This window comes from Citrobacter sp. wls717, assembly GCF_005280955.1.
GTDB classification, from domain to species: domain Bacteria; phylum Pseudomonadota; class Gammaproteobacteria; order Enterobacterales; family Enterobacteriaceae; genus Citrobacter; species Citrobacter werkmanii.
In genome coordinates this window covers 188,850-202,916 of record NZ_SZWW01000016.1, presented here as the reverse complement: position 1 = coordinate 202,916, position 14,067 = coordinate 188,850, and the positions used below count along the sequence as shown (strand labels likewise).

Annotated in this window: 16 protein-coding genes and 1 other annotated feature; of the genes, 2 read left to right on the top strand and 14 right to left on the bottom strand. The window is 50.5% G+C overall.

The genetic code is table 11. From position 1 onward, the window contains the following. Positions 1-36: 36 nt before the first annotated feature. From FDX09_RS11030 to thrS, 13 genes are all read right to left on the bottom strand, one after another. Complete coding sequence (locus tag FDX09_RS11030; RefSeq protein WP_087856700.1) at positions 37-750, bottom strand: EAL domain-containing protein; 714 nt, start codon at positions 748-750, stop codon at positions 37-39. Between the two features lie 318 nt (positions 751-1,068). After that, positions 1,069-1,533: an NlpC/P60 family protein gene (locus tag FDX09_RS11025; protein ID WP_038640189.1), complete on the bottom strand. Its 465-nt coding sequence runs from the start codon at positions 1,531-1,533 to the stop codon at positions 1,069-1,071. Between the two features lie 77 nt (positions 1,534-1,610). Continuing rightward, positions 1,611-2,360, bottom strand: a complete 750-nt coding sequence (btuD, locus tag FDX09_RS11020) for a vitamin B12 ABC transporter ATP-binding protein BtuD (protein ID WP_137347198.1) — start codon at positions 2,358-2,360, stop codon at positions 1,611-1,613. After that, complete coding sequence (locus tag FDX09_RS11015; RefSeq protein ID WP_038640185.1) at positions 2,360-2,911, bottom strand: glutathione peroxidase; 552 nt, start codon at positions 2,909-2,911, stop codon at positions 2,360-2,362. The genes btuD and FDX09_RS11015 overlap by 1 nt, the downstream gene beginning before the upstream one ends. 60 nt (positions 2,912-2,971) lie before the next feature. Next, on the bottom strand, positions 2,972-3,952 hold the full coding sequence (gene btuC / locus FDX09_RS11010; protein WP_042308812.1) for a vitamin B12 ABC transporter permease BtuC: 981 nt from the start codon (positions 3,950-3,952) through the stop codon (positions 2,972-2,974). Between the two features lie 155 nt (positions 3,953-4,107). After that, positions 4,108-4,407 (bottom strand): integration host factor subunit alpha, encoded by a 300-nt coding sequence (gene ihfA / locus FDX09_RS11005; protein WP_003030571.1) that lies wholly within the window; start codon positions 4,405-4,407, stop codon positions 4,108-4,110. Between the two features lie 4 nt (positions 4,408-4,411). After that, a complete protein-coding gene (pheT, locus tag FDX09_RS11000; protein WP_137347197.1) occupies positions 4,412-6,799 on the bottom strand; it encodes a phenylalanine--tRNA ligase subunit beta in 2,388 nt (795 codons plus the stop codon). A 15-nt stretch (positions 6,800-6,814) separates the two neighbouring features. Then, on the bottom strand, positions 6,815-7,798 hold the full coding sequence (gene pheS, locus FDX09_RS10995) for a phenylalanine--tRNA ligase subunit alpha (protein WP_003832580.1): 984 nt from the start codon (positions 7,796-7,798) through the stop codon (positions 6,815-6,817). Between the two features lie 165 nt (positions 7,799-7,963). After that, positions 7,964-8,088: a sequence feature (Phe leader region), on the bottom strand. Further along, positions 8,039-8,083, bottom strand: coding sequence for a pheST operon leader peptide PheM (gene pheM / locus FDX09_RS23675; RefSeq protein ID WP_001386830.1), 45 nt, complete (start codon positions 8,081-8,083; stop codon positions 8,039-8,041). (Overlaps the previous feature by 45 nt.) 119 nt (positions 8,089-8,207) lie before the next feature. Continuing rightward, positions 8,208-8,564: a 50S ribosomal protein L20 gene (gene rplT, locus FDX09_RS10985; RefSeq protein ID WP_003030578.1), complete on the bottom strand. Its 357-nt coding sequence runs from the start codon at positions 8,562-8,564 to the stop codon at positions 8,208-8,210. Between the two features lie 54 nt (positions 8,565-8,618). Beyond that, positions 8,619-8,816 (bottom strand): 50S ribosomal protein L35, encoded by a 198-nt coding sequence (gene rpmI / locus FDX09_RS10980; protein WP_003030583.1) that lies wholly within the window; start codon positions 8,814-8,816, stop codon positions 8,619-8,621. A gap of 96 nt (positions 8,817-8,912) precedes the next feature. After that, positions 8,913-9,455: a translation initiation factor IF-3 gene (infC, locus tag FDX09_RS10975; RefSeq protein ID WP_048997935.1), complete on the bottom strand. Its 543-nt coding sequence runs from the start codon at positions 9,453-9,455 to the stop codon at positions 8,913-8,915. A gap of 3 nt (positions 9,456-9,458) precedes the next feature. Continuing rightward, complete coding sequence (thrS, locus tag FDX09_RS10970) at positions 9,459-11,387, bottom strand: threonine--tRNA ligase (RefSeq protein WP_032939806.1); 1,929 nt, start codon at positions 11,385-11,387, stop codon at positions 9,459-9,461. A gap of 302 nt (positions 11,388-11,689) precedes the next feature. Between thrS and yniD the strand changes: the two genes are divergently transcribed. Beyond that, positions 11,690-11,797 carry a small membrane protein YniD gene (gene yniD / locus FDX09_RS10965; RefSeq protein WP_087856702.1) on the top strand — a complete coding sequence of 36 codons (108 nt, stop codon included), beginning with the start codon at positions 11,690-11,692 and terminating at the stop codon, positions 11,795-11,797. A gap of 165 nt (positions 11,798-11,962) precedes the next feature. Here yniD and FDX09_RS10960 read toward each other — a convergent pair whose 3' ends face one another. Further along, positions 11,963-12,721, bottom strand: a complete 759-nt coding sequence (locus tag FDX09_RS10960) for a YdiY family protein (RefSeq protein WP_038640176.1) — start codon at positions 12,719-12,721, stop codon at positions 11,963-11,965. Positions 12,722-13,008: 287 nt separating this feature from the next. Between FDX09_RS10960 and pfkB the strand changes: the two genes are divergently transcribed. Next, complete coding sequence (pfkB, locus tag FDX09_RS10955; RefSeq protein WP_061381454.1) at positions 13,009-13,938, top strand: 6-phosphofructokinase II; 930 nt, start codon at positions 13,009-13,011, stop codon at positions 13,936-13,938. Positions 13,939-14,067: the final 129 nt, after the last annotated feature.

Below are 14,067 nucleotides of genomic sequence, written 5' to 3'. Positions count from 1 at the left end.
TGTTAATAGCCTGTTAAACACCAGCAAATAAAAGGGTTATATCCTCGATAACGAAATTATCTGCGCGGGCGGTACCGCAGGCCACAGTCCTCCCTGCATGGCGCTGAAACCGAGGGGAAGTACTCGTGCCAACATTTCTTGCGTATCAATACCGCTAATGATGATTGACTCACAGCAGGGTGATATTTGCGCCTGGATAGCGCGCATAAATGGTTCAAATGAAATATGTGCAATCCTTTGTTGAACAAAGTTTTTATCCAACACCACACGTTTGAACAGGCCATCAAAAATTGCCCGCGTTGATATGCCGCCAGCGCCATAATTTTGCAGAATTAATGGAAATCTTGCCGCAAGTGCAGTCAGCGTTGGATTGTCTTTACCCTTGTTTAACTCTGGATAGCTTTCATTAATAGCCAGTTCCAGAAATGAAAATCGTTCAATTTGTGAAGCATATTCAGCGTCTGATAATAAAGTATGAGCAACTGCCGGGGTTAAATTAATCCAGACTGAGACTTTTCGCTGAATAAAAAAATGTTGGCACGTTTCGATTAATTCCAGTTTCTCTGTAAATAAACGACATTGTTCATCGTCCGACATCCGAGGTAAGACCAGCTCGGTTGGTATACGCACATCCCCCTGCAGGCTGGCAAAACTGGTGATGATATCTACGAATTCAAGATCGCCTTTTTCACTTCTCGCAGGAAGAAAAGACAACTCCGATTGATAAAGATTATCCAGTGAAACAATCATCGTACCAGCCCCTCTGCATAGGTGTTATCCGGCATCCTGTAGCAAAGGATGGAGAAATACGTTACTGCTGATGCAAGTAGAGGCTCTTTCATTTGTCCCTTTATAGCCAGTAAATCGAATCCTTTTTTTTAGCTTATCGTGATTATAAGCGAATATCCAGCTTTGCACTTTTTAATATCCCGGCATAAATCATATTTTTAGCAAGATACACTCGTAACACACAGGGTTATTGATCGGCTGGAAGCAGTAATAACAGTTAGCATTCAAATGAAAATGTCGAGGCTGCACAGTCGTTAGCAGCCTCGTCAGTTGTGAGGGTTAAATACGTCGAGCCTGCCAGAAGTTTTTACGCCAGTAGACATTATCCAGTGACGAGCGCATCACTCCGCGGCTGGTTGAGGCATGAATAAATTGATTATTGGTGTCGTAAATGCCGACATGCAGACCACTTTCTCCGGATCCGGTTTTAAAGAAAACCAGATCGCCTGGCAGCAAATCATCTTTATCGATTTCGGTACCAATCTTTGATTGCATGCGCGTGTCGCGCGGGAGCTGTAGATCGAATTTATCCCGCATCGTCATCAAAACAAACCCTGAGCAATCCACCCCGCTACGGCTCATACCACCATAACGATAAGGTGTGCCATGCCAGGTTTGTAGCTGGTCATTAAGACCGGCGATAACGGCGATAGAATCCGACAAATGGGCATTTGGCGCAGGAGCACGATGGCTGCTGCAGCCCGCCAAAAACAATGCTGTGATGAAAAGGAGCCAAAAGCGCATTCAGGACGAATCCTCTGGATTTTATTTTTATGCCAATTTAGCGTGGAAATTACAGGATTTTCAAGAACCCATTTAACTTAAGTGGTTGATATGAGCATTCTGTGGCCTTCGATATCCAAACGACGGAAGTTCACGCCGTAAGCCGCAGACAGATTAGCTGGTGTCAGGACCATATCACGTGAGCCACTGGCAAGCAGCTTCCCACGTTTGAGCAACCAGGCCTTATGCGCATGGCGCAAGGTATGATTGAGGTCATGGCTGCTCATCACAATCGCTATTCCCTGCAAACACAGCTGGCCCAACAACCTGTCCAGGGCGTTTTGTTGCGCGACGTCCAGGCTGTTCATCGGCTCATCCAACAGTAAAAGCTGACCGAATGGATTAGCTTGCGGGCAAATTTGCAAAATAACGGCCGCCAGGCGCACACGCTGCCACTCACCGCCGGAGAGTTGATTAACGCCACGCCCCAGCTTATCCCCCAGACCAAGCGCATCGGCGACCTCCTGTAACAGATCGGCACGCGCTTTGTCGGGTTGATGCAGCGTCAGAAAATGCCAGACCGGCATGGCAAAAGGCGGGTTTTGCTGTTGCGCAAGATAAGCACGATATTGCGCCAGCTTTGCTGCCGGCCACTCTTCAAGCGGCATGTCGCCGAAGGTGATGCTGCCCTCCCCGGTCGTCAAACCCGCCATACGCGCCAACAGCGTACTTTTCCCCGCACCGTTAGGCCCCACCAAATGCAGGATTTCCCCTGCTTTTATTTCACCAGAAAGCGGGCCGAGCCGGGTCGATTCCGCTACATCCTGTAGCTGCATCAATCGAGACATTAGTTTGCCAGCGCCTTCTTGATGCTTTGCACCAGCATCGGATCCTCAGGCGTCATATCCGGAGAGAATCGTTGCAGTACTTGCCCATCCCGTCCCACTAAAAACTTCTCAAAGTTCCACAGGATATCGTCCGGGTAGAGCGGCGCCCGGCCTTTACTGGCCATACGTTCATAGAATCCACTGTCTGCTGGCGCCACAGCCGTTGGCGCGGCATCAATCAGCTTCTGATACAGCGGATGACGCCCCTCGCCGTTGACGTCAATCTTGCTGAACATCGGGAAGGTAACGCCCCAGGTCATACTGCAGTACGTTTTTATTTCATCTTCGCTGCCCGGTTCCTGGCCCAGAAACTGATTGCAGGGAAAACCAAGCACATTGAAGCCCTGCTGATGCCAGGCTTTCTGCAGGTTCTCCAGTTGTTCGTATTGCGGCGTCAGTCCACATTTTGAAGCAACGTTGACGATTAACAGTACATTGCCGGAATACGGTTGCAGCGTAGTCGCCTCGCCGTCAATGGTCGTCACTTCGGTATTGAGGATAGTGTCTTGCATAGCATCTCCAGAACAACAGGTTGATTTTCAGTTTTTAATCATAGACCGAACCAACGCTTTCTAGCGCGCGGCTTTCAACAATAGCCAGATAAATACCGGTGCTCCCATGGTAGCCGTCACCACGCCGATGGGCAGTTCAGCCGAAGCCAACACCAAACGCGCGACAACATCAGCAAACAATAATGCGATTGCGCCAGCCAACGCGCAGCCAGGCAGGAGAACACGGTGATCGGTTAAACCACACAACCGCAAAATGTGGGGGATAACCAATCCAATAAAACCAATCGCACCCGCCAGAGCCACGCTTACGCCGACCATCCATCCTGTGGCGACCACCAGCAGATTGCGCCAGAACCATAATGGTAACCCCAGTTGGCGCGCAGAAGTTTCCCCCAGCGCCAGCATATTCATCGGCTGAGACTGACAGCAGATCCATATCAGTACGGGGATCAACGCCACCATCAGCCAGGCCTGATGCCAGTCGACGCCGCCAAAGCCCCCCATCATCCAGTACATCAGTTGTCGTAAGTCAAAAGAGGTGGAAAAATAGATGGCCCACGTCATCAACGCGCTACAGATAATGCCCAGCGCCACTCCCGCCAGCAGCAAGCGACTGGTAGACAAATGACGACGGGCAAAGCGTAACAGAATGAGAGTAATAATCAGCGCCCCGGCGATGGCACATAAGCCCAACGCCCAGCCGGGAAGCTGCCCCTGCCCGAGCAGCACAGCAGCAATGAGTCCTACACCTGCGCCGTTAGACACGCCCAGTAGACCCGGTTCCGCGAGTGGATTTTCAAAGAGGGCCTGCATTACCGCACCGGATAAAGCCAACGCAGCGCCTACCAGCAAAACGGCGAGGGTACGAGGAAAGCGGATTTGCCAGACGAACAGATCGCCGCGGGCGCTGAACCAGTCGCCGGGAGCGATCCACTGTTCTCCTGCGCACAGGCTTAAAATCGTTGCCAGTAACATCAGCACTGACAGTGACAGTATCCAGCGCACGTTTCGTCGCTGCTGTTGATGGGCGAAAGTCAGCATGTTTTCCATTCTGCTGAAAAGAGATGGGGGTGATTTTACGGTGCTGTTTCGGTAGTGAAAAGGAAAAAGGCCGCAGAGCGGCCTTTTTAGTTATATACGTCATGCTTTACGCTGCCGCTTTGATGGCAACGCAAGTGGTTTAACGAATCGTTAAATCACTCTTCTTTGGGCGTTGCGTTTTCAACCCGACTTTTTAACTTCTGTCCGGGTCTGAAGGTCACCACGCGCCGTGCTGTAATGGGAATATCTTCGCCCGTTTTCGGGTTACGTCCCGGACGTTGATTCTTATCACGCAGATCGAAGTTACCAAAACCAGAGAGTTTTACCTGCTCACCATTTTCCAGAGCACGACGAATCTCTTCGAAAAACAGCTCGACCAGTTCTTTGGCATCCCGCTTGCTAAGCCCAAGCTTATCAAACAGATATTCTGACATTTCAGCTTTTGTAAGCGCCATAGGTTCAATCCCTCAATGATGCCTGGAATCGCTCTTTTAATGCCTCTACACATTTGGCGACGGTAGCGGCAATCTCCTCTTCTTCAAGTGTACGGCTGGTATCCTGAAGGATCAGGCTGATAGCGAGGCTCTTATAGCCCTCCGCAACACCCTTACCGCGGTACACGTCAAATAAGTTTACGCCAACTACCTGATTTACGCCAACTTTCTTACACTCGGATAAAATATCCGCAGCGGGAACGTTTTCTGCCACAACGACTGCGATGTCGCGACGGTTCGCTGGGAAGCGAGAAACTTCACGCGCCTGAGGCACCACGCGGTCTGCGAGCTTGTTCCACTCCAGTTCAAACACCAGAGTGCGACCGTTCAGATCCAGTTTACGTTCCAGCTCAGGATGAACAACCCCAATGAAACCAATACGTTCACCTTTCAGATAAATCGCCGCAGACTGACCCGGATGCAGTGCTGGATTCGCTTCAGCTTTGAACTGAATGTCCGCCAGTTTGCCGGTCAAGTCGAGAACCGCTTCCAGATCGCCTTTCAAATCATAGAAATCAACGGTCTCTTTTGCCAGATTCCAGTGTTCATCATGACGATTACCGCAGATCACGCCTGCCAGCATCAGATCCTGACGGATCCCGAGGTTGGCCTGCGTATCCGGTACGAAACGTAAACCCGTTTCAAAAATACGCACCCGGTTCTGCTGACGGTTCTGGTTATACACCACCGTTGACAGCAAACCGGTCCACAGCGACAAGCGCATTGCCGACATATCAACAGAAATTGGGCTTGGCAGCAGCAGCGATTCTTCACCCGGATGCAGCAATGCCTGAATTTTCGGGTCGACAAAGCTGTAGGTGATAACTTCCTGGTAGCCTTTGTCATTCAGCATGGTTTTTACACGTTTCAGCGATAAATCCGCTTCACGATGCGTACCCATGATCAGACCTGCCTGAATTGGCGTATTCGGGATATTGTCATAACCGTAAACGCGGGCAACTTCTTCGACCAGGTCTTCTTCGATTTCCATATCGAAACGCCAGCTCGGCGCTACCGCTTTCCACTCATCCTGACCTTCCGTGACGTCACAACCCAGACGACGCAGAATATCACTCACCTGGTCATCAGCAATATGGTGTCCGATCAGACGATCCAGTTTGCTGCGGCGCAGCGTAATGGTCGCGCGTTTTGGCAGCGTCGCTTCGTTGGTTACATCAATAACTGGACCGGCTTCACCGCCGCAGATATCAATCAGCAAACGGGTTGCACGCTCCATCGCTTTGTACTGCAGCGCAGGATCGACACCACGCTCATAGCGGTGAGAAGCATCGGTGTGCAGGCCATGACGACGTGCGCGACCGGTAATAGACAACGGACTGAAGAACGCGCATTCCAGCAGGACGTTTTGCGTTTCATCATTCACGCCGGAATGTTCGCCACCAAAGATGCCGCCCATGGCCAGCGCTTTGTTATGGTCGGCAATCACCAGCGTATCCGCATGCAGTTTAGCTTCGCTGCCGTCCAGCAGAACCAGGGTTTCCCCCTCTTTTGCCATCCGGACAACAATCCCGCCTTCAATGCGGTCTTTGTCGAACGCGTGCATCGGCTGACCCAGTTCGAGCAGCACATAGTTCGTTACGTCAACCACGGCATCGATAGAGCGGATGCCGCAGCGACGCAGTTTTTCTTTCATCCACAGCGGGGTTGGCGCTTTAACGTTGATGCCTTTCACCACGCGCCCCAGATAGCGTGGGCAGGCTTCCACCGCGTCGACCTGAATCGGCAGGACATCGCTAATGGTTGCGGCTACTGGCGCCATTTCCGGTTCAACCAGCGGAGCCTGGTTCAGTACGGCAACATCACGTGCCACGCCGATGATACCCAGGCAGTCGGCGCGGTTCGGCGTAACGCTGATTTCGATAGTGTTGTCGTCAAGCTTCAGGTATTCGCGGATATCGGTGCCAATTGGCGCATCGGCGGGCAGTTCGATAATGCCGCTATGGTCGTCGGAAATACCCAGCTCGGAGAACGAGCACAGCATGCCTTCAGACGGTTCACCGCGCAGTTTCGCTGCTTTAATTTTAAAGTCGCCTGGCAGTACGGCGCCCACGGTTGCCACCGCCACTTTCAGGCCCTGACGGCAGTTCGGCGCGCCACAGACGATATCCAACAGGCGGTCACCGCCTACATTCACTTTGGTGACGCGCAGTTTGTCAGCGTTCGGGTGCTGAGCGCACTCAACCACTTCACCCACCACAACGCCGTTGAACGCGCCCGAAACAGGTTCCACACCGTCAACTTCCAGACCCGCCATCGTGATTTGGTTTGACAGCGCATCGCTATCAATCGCCGGGTTTACCCATTCGCGTAACCACAGTTCACTGAATTTCATTGTTTTATCCTGCCTTTATTTAAACTGTTTGAGGAAACGCAGATCGTTTTCGAAGAAAGAACGCAGATCGGTCACGCCATAACGCAGCATGGTCAGACGCTCCATACCCATACCGAATGCAAAGCCGGAGTAGATTTCCGGATCGATACCCACGTTGCGCAGCACGTTCGGGTGAACCATCCCGCAGCCCAGCACTTCCAGCCATTTGCCGTTTTTGCCCATCACATCAACTTCCGCAGAAGGTTCGGTGAACGGGAAGTAAGAAGGACGGAAGCGAACCTGCAGGTCTTCTTCAAAGAAGTTGCGCAGGAAATCGTGCAGCGTACCTTTCAGGTTGGTGAAGTTGATGTTGGTATCAACAATCAGCCCTTCCATCTGATGGAACATTGGGGTGTGCGTCTGATCGTAATCGTTACGGTATACGCGCCCAGGGGCGATGATACGGATCGGCGGCTGTTTTTCTTTCATGGTGCGGATCTGCACGCCGGAAGTCTGCGTACGCAGCAGACGGGTCGCGTCAAACCAGAAAGTGTCGTGATCAGCACGCGCCGGGTGATGGCCAGGAATATTCAGTGCGTCGAAGTTATGATAGTCATCTTCGATTTCCGGACCGGTCGCCACGGTAAAGCCCAGCTCACCGAAGAAGCTTTCAATACGATCGATAGTACGTGTTACCGGATGCAGACCGCCATTTTCGATACGACGTCCCGGCAGAGAGATATCGATCGTTTCTTCAGCCAGACGGGCATTCAGCGCAGCACTTTCTAATTCGGCTTTACGTGCGTTCAGCGCTTGCTGTACCTGCTCTTTGGCTTCGTTTATCACCGCACCTGCTGCCGGACGCTCTTCTGGCGGCAGCTCGCGCAGGGTTGTCATTTGAAGGGTCAAGTGCCCTTTCTTGCCCAAATATTCGACGCGGACATTGTCTAACGCGGCAACATCTGAAGCCTGGTTAATGGCGGCCGTTGCACTGGCAACCAGCTCTGCGAGATGTGACATGGTTTTCCTCGTTATGTGGCGATATTCACTAGTCGCTCGTCTATACGCAAAATCATTCAAGTTGTATCAAGGCGGCAAAAGAGCAAATCCTCAGGAGCGTACATCAGTACGTGACTGGGGTGAGCGAATGCAGCCAACACAGAGACAACTTGAAGGATGACGCGTATAAAAAAAGCCTCCACCAGGGAGGCTTTTAGGCGCTGTTTTCCGTTTCTTCTTTCACGCGCAAGCCTCCTGGATTCAGGTGCTAAAGTAAAAGAAGAAGCGGAAAATAGCAGCATTCATGCTTGCATTACCTTATGTGGTAAAAACCGGACAACCTTTATTGAAAAGGCTTACGGGTAAAATGTCAACTAATTGATTGCGCTACAATAAAAGAGAGGGAGCCAGGCTCCCTCTTTTCACCGGCTTATGCCAGAGCTGCTTTCGCTTTTTCGACCAGAGCGGTGAACGCTACTTTGTCGAATACTGCGATGTCAGCCAGGATCTTACGGTCGATTTCAACAGAGGCTTTTTTCAGGCCGTTGATGAATTTGCTGTAAGAAATACCGTTCTGACGTGCTGCTGCGTTGATACGCGCAATCCACAGTTGACGGAACTGACGCTTTTTCTGACGACGGTCACGATAAGCGTACTGACCAGCTTTGATAACAGCCTGGAAGGCAACGCGGTATACGCGAGAACGCGCACCGTAGTAGCCTTTAGCTTGTTTCAAAATTTTCTTGTGACGTGCACGGGCAACTACACCACGTTTTACGCGAGCCATATGTGCTCTCCTGTATCTATATTCTTAGTAAAAAATTAATTAAACGTTAACGGCTTATGCGTACGGCAGGCACGCGATAACCAGACCCAGATCGCCTTTAGAAACCAGGCCTTTTGGACGCAGGTGACGTTTACGCTTAGTAGATTTTTTGGTCAGAATATGACGCAGGTTTGCGTGCTTACGCTTAAATCCACCACCACCGGTTTTTTTGAAGCGCTTAGCAGCACCGCGTACGGTCTTAATTTTTGGCATTTTAATAACTTCCACTTCGCATTGTTAATAAACGAAACGTAGGCGAACAACAGCTGTGGAACCCGCAGGCTCCACAGACATTGCTACTTGAAGGCCTTACTGTTTCTTCTTAGGAGCGAGCACCATGATCATCTGACGGCCTTCGATCTTCGTAGGGAAGGATTCGACTACTGCCAGTTCACTCAGATCGTCACGGACGCGGTTGAGCACTTCCATACCGATCTGTTGGTGGGCCATCTCACGGCCGCGAAAACGCAGCGTGATCTTAGCCTTATCGCCATCTTCCAGAAAGCGTACCAGGCTGCGGAGTTTTACCTGGTAATCGCCATCGTCGGTGCCAGGACGGAATTTAATTTCCTTAACCTGGATAACTTTTTGCTTTTTCTTCTGTTCCTTAGAAGACTTACTCTTTTCATAAAGGAACTTGCCGTAGTCCATAATACGACAAACTGGCGGTTCGGCGTTAGGGCTGATTTCAACTAAATCTACTCCAGCTTCTTCAGCTTTTTCGATTGCTTCTCTCAGACTCACAATACCCAAAGCTTCGCCTTCCAGACCTGTTAAGCGAACTTCCAGGGCGCGAATCTCGCCATTAATACGATTCGGACGTGCCGTTTGAACTCGTTTTCCGCCTTTAATACCTTATTCCTCCAGTTGTTGAAGACTGCGGCTGCGAATCTCTTGTTGCAGCTTCTCAATCACTTCATTTACGTCCAGGCTGCCCAAGTCTTTGCCACGACGGGTGCGCACGGCAACTTTGCCTGCTTCAACCTCTTTGTCGCCACAGACCAACATGTAAGGGACACGACGTAAAGTGTGCTCGCGGATTTTAAAGCCAATCTTCTCATTTCTCAAGTCTGCTTTTACACGAATGCCCGCATTTTGTAGTTTCTGCGTTAATTCGTTAACGTATTCAGACTGAGAATCGGTAATGTTCATGACCACAACCTGAACCGGCGCAAGCCAGGTCGGGAAGAAGCCAGCAAACTCTTCGGTCAGAATACCGATGAAACGTTCCATCGACCCAAGAATTGCGCGGTGAATCATAACCGGCACCTGACGCTCGTTGTTTTCGCCAACATAAGAGGCGCTTAAACGGGACGGCAGAGAGAAGTCCAGCTGTACAGTACCGCACTGCCATGCACGATCGAGGCAGTCATACAGGGTAAATTCAATTTTCGGACCGTAGAATGCGCCCTCACCCAGTTGGAACTCAAACGGGATGTTGTTTTCTTCCAACGCAACGGCCAGGTCAGCTTCAGCACGGTCCCACATTTCATCGCTACCGATACGTTTTTCGGGGCGAGTGGACAGTTTGACGACGATCTTCTCGAAGCCAAAGGTGCTGTACATATCGTAGACCATACGAATACAAGCGTTAACTTCATCACGGATCTGTTCTTCAGTACAGAAGATATGCGCATCATCCTGAGTGAAGCCACGAACGCGCATCAGACCGTGCAGCGCGCCTGACGGCTCGTTACGGTGGCAGCTACCAAACTCAGCCATACGCAGCGGCAGATCGCGATAAGATTTCAGACCCTGATTAAAGATCTGTACGTGGCCCGGGCAGTTCATGGGCTTAATGCAGTATTCACGGTTCTCTGAAGACGTCGTGAACATCGCATCTTTGTAGTTATCCCAGTGACCTGTTTTTTCCCACAGCACGCGGTCCATCATGAACGGACCTTTAACTTCCTGATACTGATATTCTTTCAGTTTCGAACGAACGAAGACTTCCAGTTCACGGAAGATAGTCCAGCCATCATTGTGCCAGAACACCATACCCGGCGCTTCTTCCTGCATATGATACAGGTCAAGCTGTTTACCGATTTTACGGTGATCGCGTTTGGCGGCTTCTTCCAGACGTTGCAGGTAGGCGTTGAGGGCTTTTTTATCTGCCCATGCAGTACCATAAATACGCTGCAGCATCTTATTATTGCTGTCGCCACGCCAGTATGCCCCAGCGGTCTTCATCAGTTTGAAGTGATGGCAGAAACGCATGTTCGGCACGTGCGGGCCACGGCACATATCGACATATTCTTCATGATGGTACAAGCCAGGCTTGTCATCATGGGCAATGTTTTCATCAAGAATAGAGACTTTATAGGTCTCGCCACGCTTCACGAAGGTTTCACGCGCTTCGTACCAGCTGACTTTCTTCTTAATGACATCGTAGTTTTTCTCAGCGAGCTCGTGCATCCGCTTCTCGAGCGCGTCGACGTCTTCCTGGGTTAACGTACGGTCAAGATCGATATCGTAGTAAAAACCGTTGTCAACAACCGGTCCGATCGCCATTTTGGTGTGCGGCCAGAGTTGTTTGATCGCGTGCCCTAACAGGTGCGCACAGGAGTGACGAATGATCTCCAGACCTTCTTCATCCTTCGCGGTGATGATGGAGAGCTTCGCATCATGTTCAATCAGATCGGAAGCATCTACCAGCTCACCGTTAACACGGCCAGCAATCGTGGCTTTCGCCAGACCTGGACCGATGTCCAGCGCAACATCCATGGGGCTTACAGCGTGGTCGTAATGGCGTTGGCTGCCATCAGGAAGAGTAATAACAGGCATGTTATATCCTTATTTGCAGTGGTGCCCCACACGTAAGAGCACATACAAAGATTCAATATTTAAAATTATCAAAAAGGTGTGGGCTGATTCCCGCTTCACTCTGCGAAATATGTCACGGGTTGCCTTGGTGGCGACGCTGGACCTACGCCCTTTTTTTGATAACACCGTTGACAGTGTACACGGTGTTACGAGCCGATCAAAGCAGCAATCAACGCGCACTGTATGATGTAAATCAATTCACTGACACCCTGACGTCTTTGTTACACTTGCCGAAAGTCATCGAATATGAGCGGGAAAGAACTATGCCAACAAATCGCTTTGCGAAGAAACACTGGAAAATAGTTGTGATTCTGCTTGTTATTTGTGCGGCCATGCTGATGCTGCGTTGGGCCGCAATGATCTGGGGTTAAATTATTGGCACCGGCAGTACGGTTCCGTTTATTTATCTATTAAATAGAATTTACCTGAAAAATAGCGCGTTATTGGTACGTGGTAAAAATAAAACGTAGAGTAAATATTAAATAAACTTAACTTTAACTGGGAAAACCGGGCCAATTATTTGACCCGGCTTGTCATTACATACGATAACCGAGCGAAACAGTCGTTCGACGATCGGTATGCTCCGGCGCCGTTGCCGGCGGTTCAGAGTTCCAGGTCACGTTGTAAGCCACCTTTAACCCGAAGTGTTCATTGATGGCAACGTTCAAAGCCGTTTCAGAGTTGAGTGTCGTATCGTCAGCACCGAATACCGATACACCCTGAGTAAATTTGGTGTTATCCGTCATCTGCCACGCATACGCCCCGGACGCATAGCCCAACGGCTGCGTTTCGGTGGTGCCATCAGTGTGCTCGTCATAACGAACACCAGGACCGAATTCAAAACGGAAGCTGTGCACCGGCCCATTAAGGAACTGACGACCGTAACCTGCGGTCAGTACGTCACGCTCGCGATAACCGTTGTAGCGGTCGGTCAACCAGCTTGCCTGCCCAAAGAGATAGTCATAGTCGGTCATGTTGTAACGACTACGGCCCCCTACGGCATATTTCTCTGATGAACGCTCATCATTTGAGGAGGTGTTGCTGGCATTTCCCCACAGAGACCACGCCGTAGTTTGACCATACCAGGTCATGTTGGTGTCTGCAGTTAAAGAAGAACTTTTTGTGTTGCCTGACTGGGCGAGATATCCCGCGTTCAGGTTACCTTCAAAGGGTTTTTTCGCGCTGGAAGGATCATCCATGACAGTAAAAACGGAATCATCGGCGGCAGCATGCATTGACGCAAGCAGGCCTCCCATCAGCATGAATGCTGTGGGCACTGTCTTCAAAAGCTTCATTTATTAAGAGTCCGTACAACAAAAAAAGAGACCATAACGGTCTCGGAAACTTTCATATGGATCAATGACAAAAGACCCTTGAAAGGTAACAAATTATAAAAAGACTCGAATAACATAGCAATAAATTCTTATTTCATTTTTTGAATAAGAGCGTTCTTAAATCGATATTTTATTTATATAACTTTGACCCGATAATTTTAAATAAAGATATGAAAAATCATGTTGTTAATTACTTCACTTTCGGGATGTTAAGTGCCAGACTGAAGGCAGCCTAACAGGAGGTAAAGATGGTACGTATCTATACGTTAACACTTGCGCCCTCTCTCGATAGCGCAACAATTACTCCGCAAATCTACCCTGAGGGTAAACTTCGCTGTACCTCGCCGGTTTTTGAACCCGGTGGCGGCGGCATCAACGTCGCTCGTGCAATAGCGCATCTTGGCGGTACTGCGACGGCTATCTTCCCCGCGGGCGGGGCCACGGGAGAGCATCTTGTTGCATTGCTCGCCGACGAAAATGTTCCCGTCTCTACAGTCGAAGCCAAAGACTGGACCCGCCAAAATCTGCACGTCCACGTTGAGTCCAGCGGTGAGCAGTATCGCTTCGTTATGCCCGGGGCTGCGCTGACCGATGATGAGTTCTATCAACTTCAGGATCAGGTGCTGGAAATTGAGTCCGGCGCGCTGCTGGTGATTAGCGGCAGTTTGCCGCCTGGCGTACAACTTGAGAAGCTGACCCGACTCGTTACCTCAGCACAAAAACAGGGTATTCGCTGCATCGTCGATAGCTCAGGCGAGGCGCTAACGGCGGCGTTAGCCATCGGCAATATCGAACTGGTCAAACCCAACCTTAAAGAACTGAGCGCGCTGGTGAACCGCGAACTCACCCAACCTGATGACGTGCGTAAAGCCGCGCAGGAGATTGTGCAATCGGGTAAAGCACACCGCGTCGTGGTCTCTCTTGGGCCACAAGGGGCGCTGGGCGTTGATCGCGACACCTGCGTCCAGGTGGTTCCACCACCGGTGAAAAGTCAAAGTACCGTAGGCGCAGGCGACAGCATGGTCGGCGCCATGACGCTTAAACTGGCTGAGAACGCACCTTTTGACGATATTGTTCGTTTCGGGGTTGCCGCCGGTAGCGCAGCAACCCTGAATCAGGGGACGCGTCTGTGCGCTTTGGACGATACGCAAAAAATATATGCATACCTTGCGCAGTAATGCCACCGTCCCCCTTCTTACCAGGAAGGGGGATTTTCCGGTAAAACTGTCGGCATGGTTGTTATACGTCTATGATAAAAAATCACGTGATTACAAAGAAGTGAATCATGTGCAAACAGACGTCTCCAC

Coding starts and splice junctions, on each gene's coding strand:
- FDX09_RS11030 (WP_087856700.1), bottom strand. CDS start 750: ATGATTGTTTCACTGGATAATCTTTATCAATCGGAGTTGTCTTTTCTT.
- FDX09_RS11025 (WP_038640189.1), bottom strand. CDS start 1,533: ATGCGCTTTTGGCTCCTTTTCATCACAGCATTGTTTTTGGCGGGCTGC.
- btuD (WP_137347198.1), bottom strand. CDS start 2,360: ATGTCTCGATTGATGCAGCTACAGGATGTAGCGGAATCGACCCGGCTC.
- FDX09_RS11015 (WP_038640185.1), bottom strand. CDS start 2,911: ATGCAAGACACTATCCTCAATACCGAAGTGACGACCATTGACGGCGAG.
- btuC (WP_042308812.1), bottom strand. CDS start 3,952: ATGCTGACTTTCGCCCATCAACAGCAGCGACGAAACGTGCGCTGGATA.
- ihfA (WP_003030571.1), bottom strand. CDS start 4,407: ATGGCGCTTACAAAAGCTGAAATGTCAGAATATCTGTTTGATAAGCTT.
- pheT (WP_137347197.1), bottom strand. CDS start 6,799: ATGAAATTCAGTGAACTGTGGTTACGCGAATGGGTAAACCCGGCGATT.
- pheS (WP_003832580.1), bottom strand. CDS start 7,798: ATGTCACATCTCGCAGAGCTGGTTGCCAGTGCAACGGCCGCCATTAAC.
- rplT (WP_003030578.1), bottom strand. CDS start 8,564: ATGGCTCGCGTAAAACGTGGTGTAGTTGCCCGTGCACGTCACAAGAAA.
- rpmI (WP_003030583.1), bottom strand. CDS start 8,816: ATGCCAAAAATTAAGACCGTACGCGGTGCTGCTAAGCGCTTCAAAAAA.
- thrS (WP_032939806.1), bottom strand. CDS start 11,387: ATGCCTGTTATTACTCTTCCTGATGGCAGCCAACGCCATTACGACCAC.
- yniD (WP_087856702.1), top strand. CDS start 11,690: ATGCCAACAAATCGCTTTGCGAAGAAACACTGGAAAATAGTTGTGATT.
- FDX09_RS10960 (WP_038640176.1), bottom strand. CDS start 12,721: ATGAAGCTTTTGAAGACAGTGCCCACAGCATTCATGCTGATGGGAGGC.
- pfkB (WP_061381454.1), top strand. CDS start 13,009: ATGGTACGTATCTATACGTTAACACTTGCGCCCTCTCTCGATAGCGCA.